13 protein-coding genes are annotated in these 13588 nt (G+C 73.2%); 8 read left to right on the forward strand and 5 right to left on the reverse strand.

All coding sequences use genetic code 11. The features are described 5' to 3' along the window. Nucleotides 1–57: 57 nt before the first annotated feature. A complete protein-coding gene (locus MRBLMG1_RS31845) occupies nt 58–1365 on the reverse strand; it encodes a M28 family metallopeptidase (RefSeq protein WP_367827635.1) in 1308 nt (435 codons plus the stop codon). Between the two features lie 225 nt (nt 1366–1590). On the opposite strand from MRBLMG1_RS31845, the gene MRBLMG1_RS31850 reads away from it, so the two are divergent. Both MRBLMG1_RS31850 and MRBLMG1_RS31855 read left to right on the forward strand, forming a co-directional pair. After that, nucleotides 1591–2697 carry a hypothetical protein gene (locus MRBLMG1_RS31850; protein ID WP_367827636.1) on the forward strand — a complete coding sequence of 369 codons (1107 nt, stop codon included), beginning with the start codon at nt 1591–1593 and terminating at the stop codon, nt 2695–2697. Nucleotides 2698–2870: 173 nt separating this feature from the next. Then, on the forward strand, nt 2871–3368 hold the full coding sequence (locus MRBLMG1_RS31855) for a DUF1203 domain-containing protein (RefSeq protein ID WP_367827756.1): 498 nt from the start codon (nt 2871–2873) through the stop codon (nt 3366–3368). 5 nt (nt 3369–3373) lie between these two features. On the opposite strand, the gene MRBLMG1_RS31860 is transcribed toward MRBLMG1_RS31855, so the two are convergent. Then, nucleotides 3374–3832, reverse strand: a complete 459-nt coding sequence (locus MRBLMG1_RS31860) for a VOC family protein (RefSeq protein WP_367827757.1) — start codon at nt 3830–3832, stop codon at nt 3374–3376. 217 nt (nt 3833–4049) lie between these two features. Here MRBLMG1_RS31860 and MRBLMG1_RS31865 point away from each other — a divergent pair, with 217 nt between their 5' ends. After that, the gene (locus MRBLMG1_RS31865) at nt 4050–4703 is read left to right on the forward strand and encodes an NADPH-dependent F420 reductase (RefSeq protein ID WP_367827637.1); all 654 of its coding nucleotides are present in this window, start codon (nt 4050–4052) and stop codon (nt 4701–4703) included. Here the strand turns inward: MRBLMG1_RS31865 and MRBLMG1_RS31870 are convergent. After that, nucleotides 4646–5293 carry a DUF4291 domain-containing protein gene (locus MRBLMG1_RS31870; RefSeq protein WP_367827638.1) on the reverse strand — a complete coding sequence of 216 codons (648 nt, stop codon included), beginning with the start codon at nt 5291–5293 and terminating at the stop codon, nt 4646–4648. The two genes, MRBLMG1_RS31865 and MRBLMG1_RS31870, sit on opposite strands and share 58 nt — an antisense overlap. 116 nt (nt 5294–5409) lie before the next feature. Here MRBLMG1_RS31870 and MRBLMG1_RS31875 point away from each other — a divergent pair, with 116 nt between their 5' ends. Beyond that, nucleotides 5410–5730: a DUF6401 family natural product biosynthesis protein gene (locus MRBLMG1_RS31875; protein WP_367827639.1), complete on the forward strand. Its 321-nt coding sequence runs from the start codon at nt 5410–5412 to the stop codon at nt 5728–5730. Between the two features lie 20 nt (nt 5731–5750). Here MRBLMG1_RS31875 and rarD read toward each other — a convergent pair whose 3' ends face one another. After that, nucleotides 5751–6731 (reverse strand): EamA family transporter RarD, encoded by a 981-nt coding sequence (gene rarD, locus MRBLMG1_RS31880; RefSeq protein WP_367827640.1) that lies wholly within the window; start codon nt 6729–6731, stop codon nt 5751–5753. A gap of 98 nt (nt 6732–6829) precedes the next feature. Then, nucleotides 6830–7696, reverse strand: coding sequence for an NmrA family NAD(P)-binding protein (locus MRBLMG1_RS31885; RefSeq protein WP_367827641.1), 867 nt, complete (start codon nt 7694–7696; stop codon nt 6830–6832). 119 nt (nt 7697–7815) lie between these two features. Between MRBLMG1_RS31885 and MRBLMG1_RS31890 the strand changes: the two genes are divergently transcribed. From MRBLMG1_RS31890 to MRBLMG1_RS31905, 4 genes are all read left to right on the forward strand, one after another. After that, nucleotides 7816–8226 carry a winged helix-turn-helix transcriptional regulator gene (locus MRBLMG1_RS31890; RefSeq protein ID WP_367827642.1) on the forward strand — a complete coding sequence of 137 codons (411 nt, stop codon included), beginning with the start codon at nt 7816–7818 and terminating at the stop codon, nt 8224–8226. Between the two features lie 85 nt (nt 8227–8311). Then, entirely contained in the window at nt 8312–9163 is an 852-nt protein-coding gene (locus MRBLMG1_RS31895) for a hypothetical protein (protein WP_367827643.1), read from the forward strand. Beyond that, nucleotides 9160–11397, forward strand: coding sequence for a bifunctional serine/threonine-protein kinase/ABC transporter substrate-binding protein (locus tag MRBLMG1_RS31900; RefSeq protein ID WP_367827644.1), 2238 nt, complete (start codon nt 9160–9162; stop codon nt 11395–11397). Before MRBLMG1_RS31895 ends, MRBLMG1_RS31900 begins: the two co-directional genes overlap by 4 nt. A 3-nt stretch (nt 11398–11400) precedes the next feature. Then, on the forward strand, nt 11401–13584 hold the full coding sequence (locus MRBLMG1_RS31905; protein WP_367827645.1) for a bifunctional serine/threonine-protein kinase/ABC transporter substrate-binding protein: 2184 nt from the start codon (nt 11401–11403) through the stop codon (nt 13582–13584). The last annotated feature ends 4 nt before the right edge of the window (nt 13585–13588 follow it).

Raw genomic sequence — 13588 nt, forward strand, 5'->3', positions numbered from 1 at the left:
TTGGGACCCCGGGCGGGTCGGGGGCGATGGTCACCGACCCACCCGGGAGCTTCTTCTCTACGGGAACGTCAGCTTGAAGTTGTTGATGTAGCCGGTGTCGATGGCGGCCTTGTCCTGGACGCGGAGCTTCCAGGCGCCGTTGGCGACCTCGGTGGAGGCGTTCACGGTGAACGTCTGCTGGATGTTGTCGGCGCTGCCGCCGGAGCGGTTGGAGAGGCTGTAGACCGAGCCGTCGGGGGCGATGAGGTCGACGACCAGGTCACCGCGGTAGGTGTGGATGATGTCCACGCCGACGGCGAGGTTGCTCGGGGCGTTGCCGGTGATGCCGGTGACGTTGACCGTCGAGGTGACCGCGACGCCGTTGTCCGGGACGGAGACGTCGGCCGAGTTCTCGAAGACCGTGCCGGTCGGCGGCGTGGTGGTGGTCCCGGACAGCGTCCAGATCGCGTGCGCGATGGCGTCGCTGTTGCGGTCGAGGGCGGTGTCGTTGATGTTCGCCGCCGTGTCGCAGGACGAGTGGTAGCAGCGGTCGAAGGCCTGACCGGAGGTGCCGCCCCACTTCTGCGCCTGGGCCGCCGTCTTGATGTAGTCGGCGCCGGTGAAGAGCCCGCCGACCGGGATGCCCACGTTCTTGAACGGGGCGTGGTCGGAGCGGCCGTCGCCCTCGGTCTCGATCTCCGTGGGGATGCCGAGCCCGGCGAAGTAGTCCTTGAAGGTCTGCTCGATCGTGGGGTCGTCGTCGTAGACGAAGTAGCCCGGGTTCGGCGAGCCGATCATGTCGAAGTTCAGGTAGCCCTTGACCTTCGCACGCTCGGTGGACGGCAGGTTGTTGACGTAGTACTTGGAGCCGATGAGCCCGAGCTCCTCCGCGCCCCACCAGCCGAACCGCAGGTGCTTGGTGGGCTGGTAGCCGGCGCGGGACACGGCGAGCGCCGTCTCCAGGACGGCCGCGGAGCCGGAGCCGTTGTCGTTGATCCCGGGACCCGAGGTCACCGAGTCGAGGTGCGAACCGGCCATCAGGACCTGGTTCGGGTCACCGCCCGGCCAGTCGGCTATCAGGTTGTAGCCGGTGGCTCCGCTGGAGGTGAAGGTCTGCAGGGTCGTCGTGTAGCCGGCCGCGTCCAGCTTGGCCTTCACGAAGTCGATCGACGCCTTGTAGCCGGTACGGCCGTGGGCGCGGTTGCCGCCGTTGGCGGTGGCTATCGACTGGAGGTCCGCCAAGTGCTGCTTGACGTTGGCCAGCGGGATGTCGGGCGCGGCGGCGGCCGCCTGCGAACCGGCGGACGCGGTCCCGGTGAGACCGCCGAGGGCGAGCGCCGCGAGGGCGGCGGCCGCGGTGAGACGTCTGGGTACGGAGATGTTCATCTGTGGGGGCTCCGGATTCCGAACGGGGATGGGACGGAACGTGCGAGACGCCTCGGGCTTGGGTGCCACGAGGCGCTGGAGCTGTGCGAGTGCATGTGCGGTGTTCAGTTGTTCTGCTGTGCGTGCTGAATGTTCAGTGAGAATTTGACTTCCCGTCAAGAGCGGAAACCGGTCAGGTGCGTTCGCTCAGCGGACAGGACGTGGACATGACCTACGCTGCTGCCCGTGGACGGAATAGACCTCGGCAACGGAATCGTCGGCGCTGTTCTCGGCGTCGTCTTCGCGACCCTCTTCCAGCAGTGGACCCAGGACCTGTGGTTCAAGGTCCGCCGACGCTCCGCCGGCGTCGTCCGCAGCCTCACCTACCGGCAGGAACAGGGCCGCGCCTGGGGCACGTTCTCCCTCGGGCCGCTGCACACCCCCGCGCTCATCGTCGAGGGGGACGGCGACCGCGCCATCGCCGCCGAATCCGTCCACGTCCAAGTGCTCGACGGGGAAGTCGAGTTGCCGGCGGAGATGGCGGGCTGGCGCGCCGAGATCGAGGCCGAGGAGGACCGCGCCGCCGAAGCCGGCGAGCGCCGGCCCGTCTGGAACGGACCCCGGTACGCCGTCGAGTCCCTCGAAGTCACCCGTACCGCCCTCGACGAGCAGTCCGAGGTCCACCTGCGGCTGAGGCCCACCGACTACTACACCTTCCTCGCCGCCCAGCAGCTCGACCGGCGCCTCCCGGACGGCACCACCCCGCGCGGCCGCTACCTCGACCCGGACGCGCCGCTCACCGCGCCCGCGTTCCTCCAGTGCAGCTTCGCCGCCAACGTCGCCGTCGTCACCGCCGACCACCTCCTGGTCGTGAGCCGTCGCAGCGAGCGCGTCCGGATGGCGCCGGGACTCTGGAACTCCTCCGTCAACGAGGGCCTCTCGCGCCACATCGACTCCGCCGGGCGCAACGCCCCCGACCTGCACGCCGTCGCCCGCCGGGGCATGCGCGAGGAACTGTCGATCGAGCCGCACGAGTACACGCTCACGCTGCTCGCCTTCGTCCTCGACGTGGGCAAGCGCCACTGGAGCGCCCACTTCTACGCGCGCCTGAACGATCTGACGGGCGACCAGCTCCAGGCGCGCATGAGCAGGGGCGTCGCGGACCGGTGGGAGCACGAGACCATCGAGTACGTCCCCTTCCGCACGGCCGACGTCACCCGCTACCTCCTGTCCCCGGAACGCCGCCACCGCTGGGCCCCGCTGGCCCCGGCGCTCTTCCACCTCGCCCTGGTCCACGTGCACGGCCGGGCGTCGGTCGAGCGGGCGGAGGCGCAGGCGGTGCGGCGGGCGTAGGCGGTGCGGCGGGCCCGGCGGAGGCGCCCGAGCGCTGCGTCCGAATTGCGCCAGCGGCGGGGGGCGCCGCGCGTGACGCTGGGCGCATGAGCATCGACACCGACACCGACACCGACACCCGGATCGACAGCGCCACCGACACCGAAGCCGGCAGCCCCACCCGCACCGGCGCCGTGACCACGTACGCGGCGCGCCCCGTCCCGACCGCCGTCCTCGCCGAGCTGCGGGCGGCCGACGACGCCGGGAGCGTCCCCGTGCCGTACGCGGACGCCGAGGGCGGGGCCCCGCTGCGCTGCTGCCTGCGGCTGTCCGTGCCGGGCGAGCGGATCGCCCTCGTGTCGTACGCGCCGCTGCGGCGGTGGGCGGCGGAGACGGGGGCCGAGCCGGGGGCGTACGACGAGCAGGGGCCGGTCTTCGTGCACGCCGAGGAGTGCGGGGGCCCCGCGCCCTCGGGGACGTACCCCTTCGAGCGGGTCGGGGCCCTCCGCACCGTCCGCCGGTACGACGCCGGCGGCCGGATCGTCGGCGGACGGCTGCTGGAGCTCCCGGAGGTACCGCGCGAAGGGTTCGACGGGGCGTTCGCGGAGGCGTTCGCGGATCCGGCGGTGGCCTTGGTGCACGTCCGGGCCGTGGAGTACGGGTGCTTCCAGTTCGAGGTGCGGCGGCCCTGACGGGGTCAGTGGACGCAGAACTCGTTGCCCTCGGGGTCGGTCATGACGACCCAGGAGCCGGAGGGTTCGTCGACGCGGCGGAGGACGTCGGCGCCGAGGGCTTCGAGGCGCCGGACCTCCGCGTCGCGGGTGTCGGGGGCCGGGTGGAGGTCGAGGTGGAGGCGGTTCTTGGTGGTCTTGGGCTCGGGGACGCGCTGGATGAGGAGGCGCCGCCCGAGGCCGCCGCCCGTGACCGGGTCGTGCGGGTCGTCGGGGTGGCGGACGGCGGCGAGGTCGCGCCAGCCGAGGCGGGCGTGGTCGGTGTCCTCGTGGAGGGTGAGGGTCGCCTCGGAGGGGGCGGCCCCGAGGTCGAGGAGGCGCCGGATGTGGGCGTCGTGATCCTCTTCCAGGTAGCCGAGGGCGGCCGCCCAGAAGGCGGCCTGGGCGTGCGGGTCGGCGGCGTCGAGGACGAGCTTCCAGTGCATCGCTGTCATGTGACCCGTTATAACCCTCGCCCGGGCCGAGGGCGCTCCGGCAAGGCGCGGGGGCACCGGTCCCGTACGGGGGAACCGGCGTCCCGGCGGGACGGCGGGCGACCCGTCCCCGTCCCGGGGCGGAACGGGACGGCGTGCGCGCCCTTCAGGACGTAGGGTCGGGCTCCCGGAACCGCCGGTGCACACGCCCGCGAAGGAGCGCACGTACATGCAGATCGCCGTACTGGGAACGGGTGAGGTCGGTCGTCGCCTCGCCACCAAGCTGGTCTCGCTCGGCCACGAGGTCACGATGGGCTCCCGCACCGCGGACAACGCAGAGGCGGTGAAGTGGGCGGAGGAACACGGCGGCGGGCACGGCACGTTCGCCGACGCCGCCGCCCCCGCCGAGCTGGTGGTGAACGCGACCGGCGGCCTCGTCTCGCTCGCCGTCCTGGAGGCCGTGGGCGCCGACCAGCTGCGGGGCAAGGTCCTCGTCGACGTGTCCAACGCCCTCGACTTCTCCGAGGGCTTCCCGCCCAAGGTCGTCACGCCCGACGGCGGAAGCGTCGCCGAGCAGCTCCAGAAGGCGTTCCCGGAGACGCGCGTCGTCAAGACGCTCAACACCATGACCAACACGGTCATGGTCGAGCCCGGCCGGGTCCCCGGCGCCCACAACGTCTTCGTCAGCGGCGACGACGCGACCGCGAAGGCCGTCGTCGCCGACCTGCTCGGCTCCTTCGGCTGGCCGGCGGACCGGATCGTCGACCTCGGCGACCTGTCCAGCGCCCGCGCCACCGAACAGCTCGTGCAGCTCTGGCTGCGGCTCTACGGCATGCTCGGCACCGGCGACTTCAACTTCACGGTGTCCGTCGCCGGTTCCTGAACGAGCAGGTGGCCGAGGAGGCCGTCGGGCACCGGATACGGCTCCTCCCGGGGCAGCAGCCGGCCCGCGGCCTCCGGGTCGCCGGCCCGGACCAGGCCGTGGACCTCGTGGGCGAGCGCGGTCACGTCGGTGACCCCGACCGTCCACTCGTCCGCGTACGCGCGGGAGGCCTCGCCCGAGAGCCCGAGCTGGAGCGACCGGTACGGCAGCGGCCGGAGCCGCAGGTCGCGCTCCGGGTCCCACTGGACGCGCGCCGGAGCCTGCCTCAACCGCCGCTTCCAGGTGTCCCGGTCGGGGTGGAACCCGCGAGCGTAGTGCGACAGGCAGGCGTTCCGCAGGGCCCACTCGAAGCCCTCGCGGGTGATCTCCACGGCGAGGACCGTCTCCTGGCCCTCCTTCGCCCCCCAGCCGGAGCGGTACATCATCCACAGGAACGACGGCTTGATCCACGTCATCCGGTCCCGCTTCCACGCGGCCGGAAAGCGCCCGTCCCGGGCCGCCGGCAGCCCGATCTCGGGGCGGTAGGCCTGGTAGACGGTCACGGTGTCCGGGGTGTGGAGCGCCCGGATCCGGTACTTCGGTTCTTCCATGGGCCCCAGGGTGCGCGGCGGGCGCCGCACGGGGCCACCGGATTTCCGGGCCCCGGGGAGCGCGCTGAGACCGACGTCACGGCCGGAACGTCCCCGTACGCCCCTAATCTGGACGGATGAACGCATCGCCCGGCTGTCCGCTGATCGGCGTCGCCGCCGCGTACATGCCCCGGCTTTCGGAGGCCGCCTCCGACCCGGGGCTCGCGGCCGCCGTCGACCAGCACGCGGCGGCCGTGCGCGACGCCCTGGTCCCGGCCCAGCGGGGTCCGGGGAGCCGCCGGGCCGTCCGGCGCGAGGAGCTCGGCGACTACGTCCTCGGGTTCACCGACGGGCTCTCCGAGGCGGAGTGGACCGAGCCCGCCGGCCACGACTTCGCGACCCTGCGGCTGACCGCCGTCTGCTGGCTGATCCGGGAGCACGACCTCCTGGCCCCCTGAGCGGAGACCGGACGGCCGGGTCAGCCGCCCGTCCGGGCGGGCGGAACCGGAGCCGGGGCGTCGGCCGCGACCGCCTCGGCCGCCGCCGTGGCCTTCGCCGCCTCGACCTCGGCCCTGCTCCGCCGGGACGTCCGCAGCGCGTCCCAGGTGAGGAGCGTCAGGGCCAGCCAGACGAGCGAGAAGCCCGCCCAGCGCTCCGCCGGCATCGCCTCGTGGAAGTACACGACCCCGAGCAGGAACTGGAAGGTCGGCGCCAGGTACTGGAGCAGTCCCAGCGTCGACAGCGGGACGCGGATGGCCGCCGCCCCGAAGCAGATCAGCGGCACCGCCGTGACGATGCCGGTGGCGGCGAGCAGCGCCGTGTGGCCCGCGCCGTGGGCGCCGAAGGCCAGGCCGTCCTGCGACCCGAGCCACACCAGGTAGCCGAGGGCGGGCAGGAACTGGACGGCGGTCTCGGCGGCGAGCGACTCCAGGCCGCCGATGTTGACCTTCTTCTTCACCAGGCCGTAGACGGCGAAGGAGAAGGCGAGGGTGAGCGAGATCCACGGCGGCCGGCCGTACCCGATCGCGAGGACCAGCACGGCGGCGAGACCGACGCCGACCGCCGCCCACTGCGCGGGCCGCAGCCGCTCCTTCAGGACGAGGACGCCGAGGGCGATGGTGACGAGCGGGTTGATGAAGTAGCCGAGGGAGGCCTCGACGACGTGGCCCGTGTTGACGGACCAGATGTAGAGGCCCCAGTTCACCGTGATGACGGAGGCCGCCACGGTGATCATGCCGAGCTTGCGCGGACTGCTCGCGAGCTCCCTGACCCAGCCCCAGCGGCGGAGCGCGAGCAGCGCGAGCCCGACGAAGACCAGCGACCACACCATGCGGTGGGCGAGGATCTCGATCGCTCCGGCGGGCTTGAGGAGCGGCCAGAAGAGCGGGACCAGGCCCCACATCCCGTAGGCGCCGATCCCGTAGAGCAAGCCTGCTCGTCCTTCGTCATCCGTCTTCACCGGACCTCCTGCCCTGCCCCGCGCCGCGCTGTCCTGTCGAAGGTAGCGCCGCTCGGGGCAGGTTGTCATGCCCGTACCGCGATACGGTCATGACGGCGTCAGGCGGAGGCCAGCGCTTCCTTGATCGTCACGGCGATCGGGGTGGTCGGCCGGCCGATCAGGCGGGCCAGGTCGCCGGTCCGCACGGCCAGCGCGCCGTGCTCGACGGCCCGGTCGACGTCGACCAGGATCTCGGCGAAGGCCTGCGGGACGCCGGCGCCGGTGAGGATCGCGAGGTGCGCCTCGGCGGGGACGCTGCTGTACGTGATCTCCCGGCCGGACTGCGCGGCGACCTCGGCCGCGTACTCGGTCAGCGACCAGGCGGTGTCGCCGCTCAGCTCGTACGTCCTGCCCAGGTGCTCCTCGGCCGGGCCGGTCAGCACCGCGGCCGCGGCGGCGGCGTAGTCGGCGCGGGCCGCCGAGGCGATCCGGCCCTCGCCGGCGCTGGCGACGACGGCGCCGTGGGCCAGCACCGGCGCGAGGTTCGCCGTGTAGTTCTCCGTGTACCAGCCGTTGCGGAGGAAGGTGTACGGCAGGCCCGAGGCGAGGATCAGCCGCTCGGTCTCCTTGTGCTCGGCCGCCAGGTCGAAGTCCGCGTCGTCGCCGCCGAGGACGCCGGTGTACGCGAGCTGGGCCACCCCCGCCGCCTTGGCCGCGTCGATCACGGCGGCGTGCTGCGTCACCCGCTGCCCGACCTCGCTGCCCGAGATCAGCAGCACCCGGTCACCGGCCCCGAAGGCCCCCGCCAGCGTCTCCGGGCGGCTGTAGTCGGCGATCCGCAGCTCGACGCCCCGGTCCGCGAGGTCGGCCGCCTTCTCCTTGTCGCGCACGACGGCGGCGACGGACTCGGCGGGGACGGTGGCGAGGAGGGCGTCGATGACGAGGCGGCCGAGCTGGCCGGTGGCTCCGGTGACGACGATGCTCATGGCGTGGCTTCCTTTTCCCGTGGGGTGCGGTGGGCGATGCACTCACCGTACGTCGGGCGCTAACCATTCGTAAGTACCCACCTTGAAGTAAGGTACTGGTGTAGAGGTAAGGTACTGGCATGGGAGTAAGCAAAGAACCGCAAGGTCTGCTCGCCGACGTCGACGGCGCCATGTGCCCCGCCCGCCTCGTCCTGGAGCACGTCACCAGCCGCTGGGGCGTCCTCGTCCTCATCGCGCTCCACGACCGCTCCTACCGCTTCAGCGAGCTCCGCCGCCACGTCGGCCGCGTCAGCGAGAAGATGCTCACCCAGACCCTCCAGACCCTCGAACGCGACGGCTTCGTCCACCGCCACGCCCACCCCGTCATCCCGCCCCGCGTCGACTACTCCCTCACCCCCCTCGGCGAGGAGGCCGCCCGCCAGGTCCGGGAGCTCGCCCGCTGGACCGACCGCCGCGTCCCCGAGGTCGAGCAGGCCCGCGCCCGCTACGACGCCGCGCGTCGCGAGCGTGCCACGGAACCGTCCCAATGATGTTGTAACCAAGGCGAGTTGTCGGTGCCTGGCCGTACGATCTCCTCACTGTTCGTGGCGAAACCGTGAGGACCGTGGGGGAACCGTGGCGTACGCGGACCGAAGACTTCTGCACGCCTGCTGCGCCGTACTGGCGGGCGGCCTGATCGCTACCGGCTGTACCAGCGGAGGCGGCGAGGGGGAGAGACCCGACGGCAAGGGGAGTGCGAGCGCGAGCACCGCACCGGGAACGGCCAAGGCGCCGACCATCGCCCCCGTTCCCACCCCGACCGCCCTCGACTTCACCCCGGACCCCGAGCGCGCGCCGAAGACCGAGGCCGAGGCCCGCCGCCTCGCCCTCGCCGTCGTCGCCGGGCCCGACGCCTGGGCCCCGGGCTACGTCAAGCGCACCCCGTACCTCAGCGACCCGGACTACTGGCCCGTCCTCGGCGCCAACTGCTCCTGGGAGACCGGCGACCGCCCCGCGGACGTCCTCGCCAGCGTCACCGCCTACAGCGAGCTCCCCGCCACCGGCGGCAAGGGCGTCCTGCGGGTCGCCGCCACCGTCACCGTGCACCGCACCGAGTCCGACGCCGACTGGGAGATGGCCTCGACCCTCGAAGAGGCGCTGAACTGCCCCGACCAGAAACTCCGCGACGGCGAGAGCGTCACCGGACTCATGTCGCTCGGCAACCCCTTCGGCGTCGGCGGCAACGCCACCGCCCACGACTCGATCCGCGAGGGCGGCTCCTACCTCAACGACGCAGTGAAGGGGAAGCAGCCCTACACCTGGTACCAGTCCCGGCTCGGCCAGGTCACCGTCGCCGCCGTCGTCAAGGGCGCCCCCGGCTACCAGGAGATGAGCGACGCCACGAACACCGGCACCGCCCAGGCACAGGTGCAGGCCCTCGTCACCATGCTCGAACGCGCCGCGGATGCGCTGGAGGTCAAGCAGTGAGCCCCACCACCCCGCAGCCCGAGCCCGGTGCCCTCCAGCCGCTGCTGCCCTCCGACCCGTCGGCCATCGCCGGGTACCGGCTCCTCGGCCGCCTCGGCGCCGGCGGCATGGGCGTCGTCTACCTCGGCCGCACCGCCACGGGCGAACTCGCCGCCGTCAAGGTCACCCACGCCGACCAGGCCGACCAGCCCGACTTCCGGGCCCGCTTCCGCCGCGAGGTCGAAGCCGCCCGCCGGGTCTCCAGCCCCTGGGCCGTCCCCGTCACCGGCGCCGACCCGGACGCCCCCGAACCGTGGATGGCCACCGCCTTCGTCGCCGGCCCCTCCCTCGGCGAAGCCGTCACCGCGCACGGACCGCTGCCCGAGCGGAGCGTCCGCCTCCTCGGCTGGTCCGTCGCCCGCGCCCTCGCCGCCGTCCACGCGGCCGGACTCGTCCACCGCGACGTCAAGCCCGGCAACGTCCTCCTCGCCGTCGACGGCCCCCGCCTCATCGACTTCGGCATCGCCCGCGCCACCGGCGAGACCGCGCTCACCGCCACCGACATGGTCGTCGGCACCCCCGGCTTCCTCGCCCCCGAGCAGGCCGAGGCCCGCACCGACGCCATCGGCCCGCCCGCCGACGTCTTCGCCCTCGGCTGCCTCCTCGCGTACGCGGCGACCGGACGGCCCCCGTTCGGCACCGGCGCCGTCGACGCCCTGATGTACCGGACCGTCCACGACGAACCCGACCTCACCGGCGTACCCGAAGGCCTGCTCGACCTCGTCCGCGCCTGCCTTGCCAAGGACCCCGCCGGACGCCCCACGGCGGCCGAGATCGGCGTCCGGCTCGTCGAGGACAGCCCCGGCGACGGCACCGAATGGCTTCCCGCACCCGTCGTCCGGACCATCGCCGAACGCTCCGCCCGGATGCTCGCCCTCCCCGAGATCGACGTCACCGAGACCGGCGGCACCACCGGCCCCGCCGCCCCGGAGAAGAGCAGACGCGGCTTCCTGCTGCTCGCCTCGGGAGCCGCCGTACTGGCCGTCGGCGGCGGCGCGGCGGCCGTCTGGGCGGGGCTCGGGGACGACGACAAGGCGGACGGCAAGGCCGGCAGGAAGCCCGCCCCGCCCCGCACCAGCTGGACCATCGGCGTCCTCTCCGACCTGTCCGGGCCGACCAAGGAGATCGGCCGCGCCCAGGAGAACGGCGCACGCCTGGCCGTCGAGCAGTTCAACGCCCGCAAGGACAAGCCCTTCACGCTCGGCCTCAAGGTGGTCGACGACCGGGGCGACGCGACCCGGGCTCTGGCGGCCGCCAGAACCCTCACCGCCGACCCCGGGGTCCTGGCCGTCCTCGGCCCCACCAGCGACGCCGTCGCCGAGGCCGTCATGCCCGCCTTCGAAGAGGCCGGCATCCCGCTGATCACGGTCTCGGCCGGATACAACCTGCTCACCCTCCGCGCGGGCACCGCGCGGAACGAGACGTTCCTGCGCGCCATCCCCAACCACATCAGCGCGGGCACCCACCTCTCCTTCGCCGCCACCCTGCTGCCCGCGATCCGCCGCCCCGGAGTCCTGGAGGACCGGACCGAGGACCAGTACAGCTGGCAGGTCACCGGCGGCGTCCGCTTCGGCTTCGGACAGGCCGGCATCGCCCCGCACTTCCGGGTCGTCCCCGCCCACGCCGACGAGGGCGCGTACCGCCGGGTGCTCGGCGAGATGATCGACGCCGGCATCGACGCGTACGTCCACTGCGGCGTCACGGAGACCGCCGTCCGTGCCGCCCGGGCGCTGACCGAACTCGGCTTCACCGGACCGAGGTTCACCGGCCAGGCCGTCTTCGGCCAGGACTTCCCGAAGCAGGCCGGGGCCGCCGCCGAGGGCTGGTTCGTGTGCGCGCCCGTCGCCGACCCCACCGCGCAGAAGACGGCCGCCGCCTTCGTCGCCGCCCACCGCAAGCGGTTCGGGACGGCCCCCGCGTACTACGCGGGCGAGTCGTACGACGTCGCCACCATGACCATCGAGCAGCTGACGGCACAGGCGAAGGCCGGCGGCAAACCCGCCCGCAAGGGCCTGTGGGCCGCGCTGCGCAAGCAGGACTACAAGGGCGCGATGGGCGGATACAACTTCAACGAATTCGGCGACCTGGCGCTCGGCGGCACCTTCGTCTTCGCCGTGCAGAACGGCGCGTACAAGGCGATCGGCTCCGCACCCCTGCTGCCGAACAAGCCCGCCAAGAACGACAAGAAGGCCTGACCCGTGCAGCCGCTCCGCAAGGCCGACCCGTCGACCCTCGCCGGCTACCGGCTGCTCGCGCGGCTCGGCACCGGCGGCATGGGCGTGGTCTACCTCGCCCGTTCCGCCGGCGGAACGCTCGCCGCCCTCAAACTCATCCGCGCCGAGCACGCCGCCGACCCCGGCTTCCGGGAACGGTTCCGCCGCGAGGCCCGCGCCGCCGAACGCATCACCGGCCGCTGGGTCGTCCGCGTCCTCGGCGCCGATCCGGAGGCCCGCGAACCCTGGCTGGCCACCGAATACGTCCCCGGCCCCTCGCTCGCCGAGGCCGTCGCCCTGCACGGCGCCCTCCCCGAAGCGACCGTCCGGGCCCTGGGCGCCCGGCTCGCCTCCGCCCTCGTCGACATGCACGAGGCGGGGCTCGTCCACCGCGACGTCAAACCCGGCAACGTCCTCCTCGCCCTCGACGGCCCCCGCCTCATCGACTTCGGCATCGCCCGCTCCGCCGGGCAGACCGCCCTGACCGCCACCGACGCCATGATCGGCACCCCCGGCTTCCTCGCCCCGGAACAGGCCCGCGTCGCCGGCGCCGGCGAGGTCGGACCGGCCAGCGACGTCTTCTCGCTGGGCTGCGTCCTCGCCTACGCCCTCACCGGCGAACGGCCCTTCGGCGCGGGCGCGGTGGCGGCCGTCGTCTACCGCACCGTCCACGAGGAACCCGACCTCGGTGCCGTACCCGACACCCTCCTCCCGCTGGTCGGCGCCTGCCTCGCCAAGGACCCGGCGGACCGGCCCACGGCCGCCGAGGTGCGGGCAGCCCTCGGCGAGGCCGACGGCCCCGCCGGCGACTGGCTCCCACCCGGCCTGCCCGCCCTGATCGCCCAGCGCTCCACCCGCGTCCTCGACCTGCCCGTCGCCGACCCGACCCTCCTCACCCAGGAGGAGCCGCCGCCGGGCATCTCGCGCCGCCGCGTCCTCCTGGCCGGCTCCGCCGCCGCCGTCGCGGGCGCCGGCGGCCTCACCGCCTGGCTGCTGACCCGGACCCCGGGCGGTACGGGCACGGGAACGGGCGGTACCGGCGGCCCCCTCGCCTCCTACACGATCGGCGTCCTCACCGACCTGAGCGGCCCCACCAAGGCGGACGGACGGGGGCAGGAGCGCGGCATCCGGCTGGCCGTGGAGGAGTTCAACGCCCGCGCCGACCGGCCCTTCGACGTGCGGCTCCGGGTCGAGGACGACGGGGGGAAGCCGGAGGGGGCGAAGGCCGGGGCGGCCAAGCTACTCAAGGACCCCCGCCTGGTGGGTGTCCTCGGGCCGGCCTCGGAGCCGACCGCAGTGGCTGCCGCCGATGAACTCGCCTCGGCCGCGATGTCGTTGGCCAGTGTCATCGCCGACGTCTCGACCACTCGGATCAAGGGCCAGGGGACCAAGGCCACCTACTTCCAGCCGCGGACCCGCCATCAGATGATGACGGTCCCCTTCGTCCGCTACCTCGCCGAGCACGACGCCCTTCGGACCGCCGTCGTGGAGGACCGGGCCGCCGGACAGTACAGCTGGCTGCTCGTCAGGAACCTGAAGGAGTACCCGCCGTCGACGGCGAAGGGGGCGAGGGTGACCTCGCACCCCGTGGAGGCGGACAGCGAGGACTTCGGCCCCGCAGTACGGGCGGCCCTCGCGACCGACCCCCAGGGTGTCCTGTTCGCGGGGTCCTCGGCGCGCCGGGCCGCCCTGTGCGCCCGAGCCCTGCGCGACCAGGGGTACCGGGGACCTTGCGGGAGCGTCGAGTACGCGCTCCAGCCGGAGTTCCTCACGGTTGCCGGCCCGGCCGCCGAGGGCTGGTTCTTCGGCACGGGGTACGTCGACCCCGACGGGCTTCCCGCGGCGGGGAAGTTCGCGGCGGCCTACCGGAAGCGCTGGGGTCTCTCCGGCACGACGCCCGTGGACCGGTTCGCGACGGAGGCGTACGACCTCGCCAACTGGGCGCTCCAGGCACTGCGCCTGGCGACCGCGAACAATTCCGAGGCGGTCGCGGCGGGCGTCCGCAACGGTTTCGTGCAGACACCGTATGAGGGGCTCACCAAGAAGTTCACGAACCTCGCGGACAGCAGCAAGCCCATCGCCGTCGCCGGCCTCTTCCTCTGGCAGGTGAAGGGCGGAGCACCCCGCTTTCTCGGCAAGTTCGACGAGGCGGCGGCGAAGGCCACGTGAAAGG

This window comes from Streptomyces sp. LMG1-1-1.1, from assembly GCF_040815545.1.
Taxonomy (GTDB): Bacteria; Actinomycetota; Actinomycetes; order Streptomycetales; family Streptomycetaceae; genus Streptomyces.

Bases quoted from the DNA above. Each gene is read 5' to 3' on its own strand.
- MRBLMG1_RS31875 (WP_367827639.1), top strand. From the start codon at position 5,410: ATGAACGCATCGCCCGGCTGTCCGCTGATCGGCGTCGCCGCCGCGTAC.
- MRBLMG1_RS31870 (WP_367827638.1), bottom strand. From the start codon at position 5,293: ATGGAAGAACCGAAGTACCGGATCCGGGCGCTCCACACCCCGGACACC.
- MRBLMG1_RS31860 (WP_367827757.1), bottom strand. From the start codon at position 3,832: ATGCACTGGAAGCTCGTCCTCGACGCCGCCGACCCGCACGCCCAGGCC.
- MRBLMG1_RS31845 (WP_367827635.1), bottom strand. From the start codon at position 1,365: ATGAACATCTCCGTACCCAGACGTCTCACCGCGGCCGCCGCCCTCGCG.
- MRBLMG1_RS31865 (WP_367827637.1), top strand. From the start codon at position 4,050: ATGCAGATCGCCGTACTGGGAACGGGTGAGGTCGGTCGTCGCCTCGCC.
- MRBLMG1_RS31890 (WP_367827642.1), top strand. From the start codon at position 7,816: ATGGGAGTAAGCAAAGAACCGCAAGGTCTGCTCGCCGACGTCGACGGC.
- MRBLMG1_RS31885 (WP_367827641.1), bottom strand. From the start codon at position 7,696: ATGAGCATCGTCGTCACCGGAGCCACCGGCCAGCTCGGCCGCCTCGTC.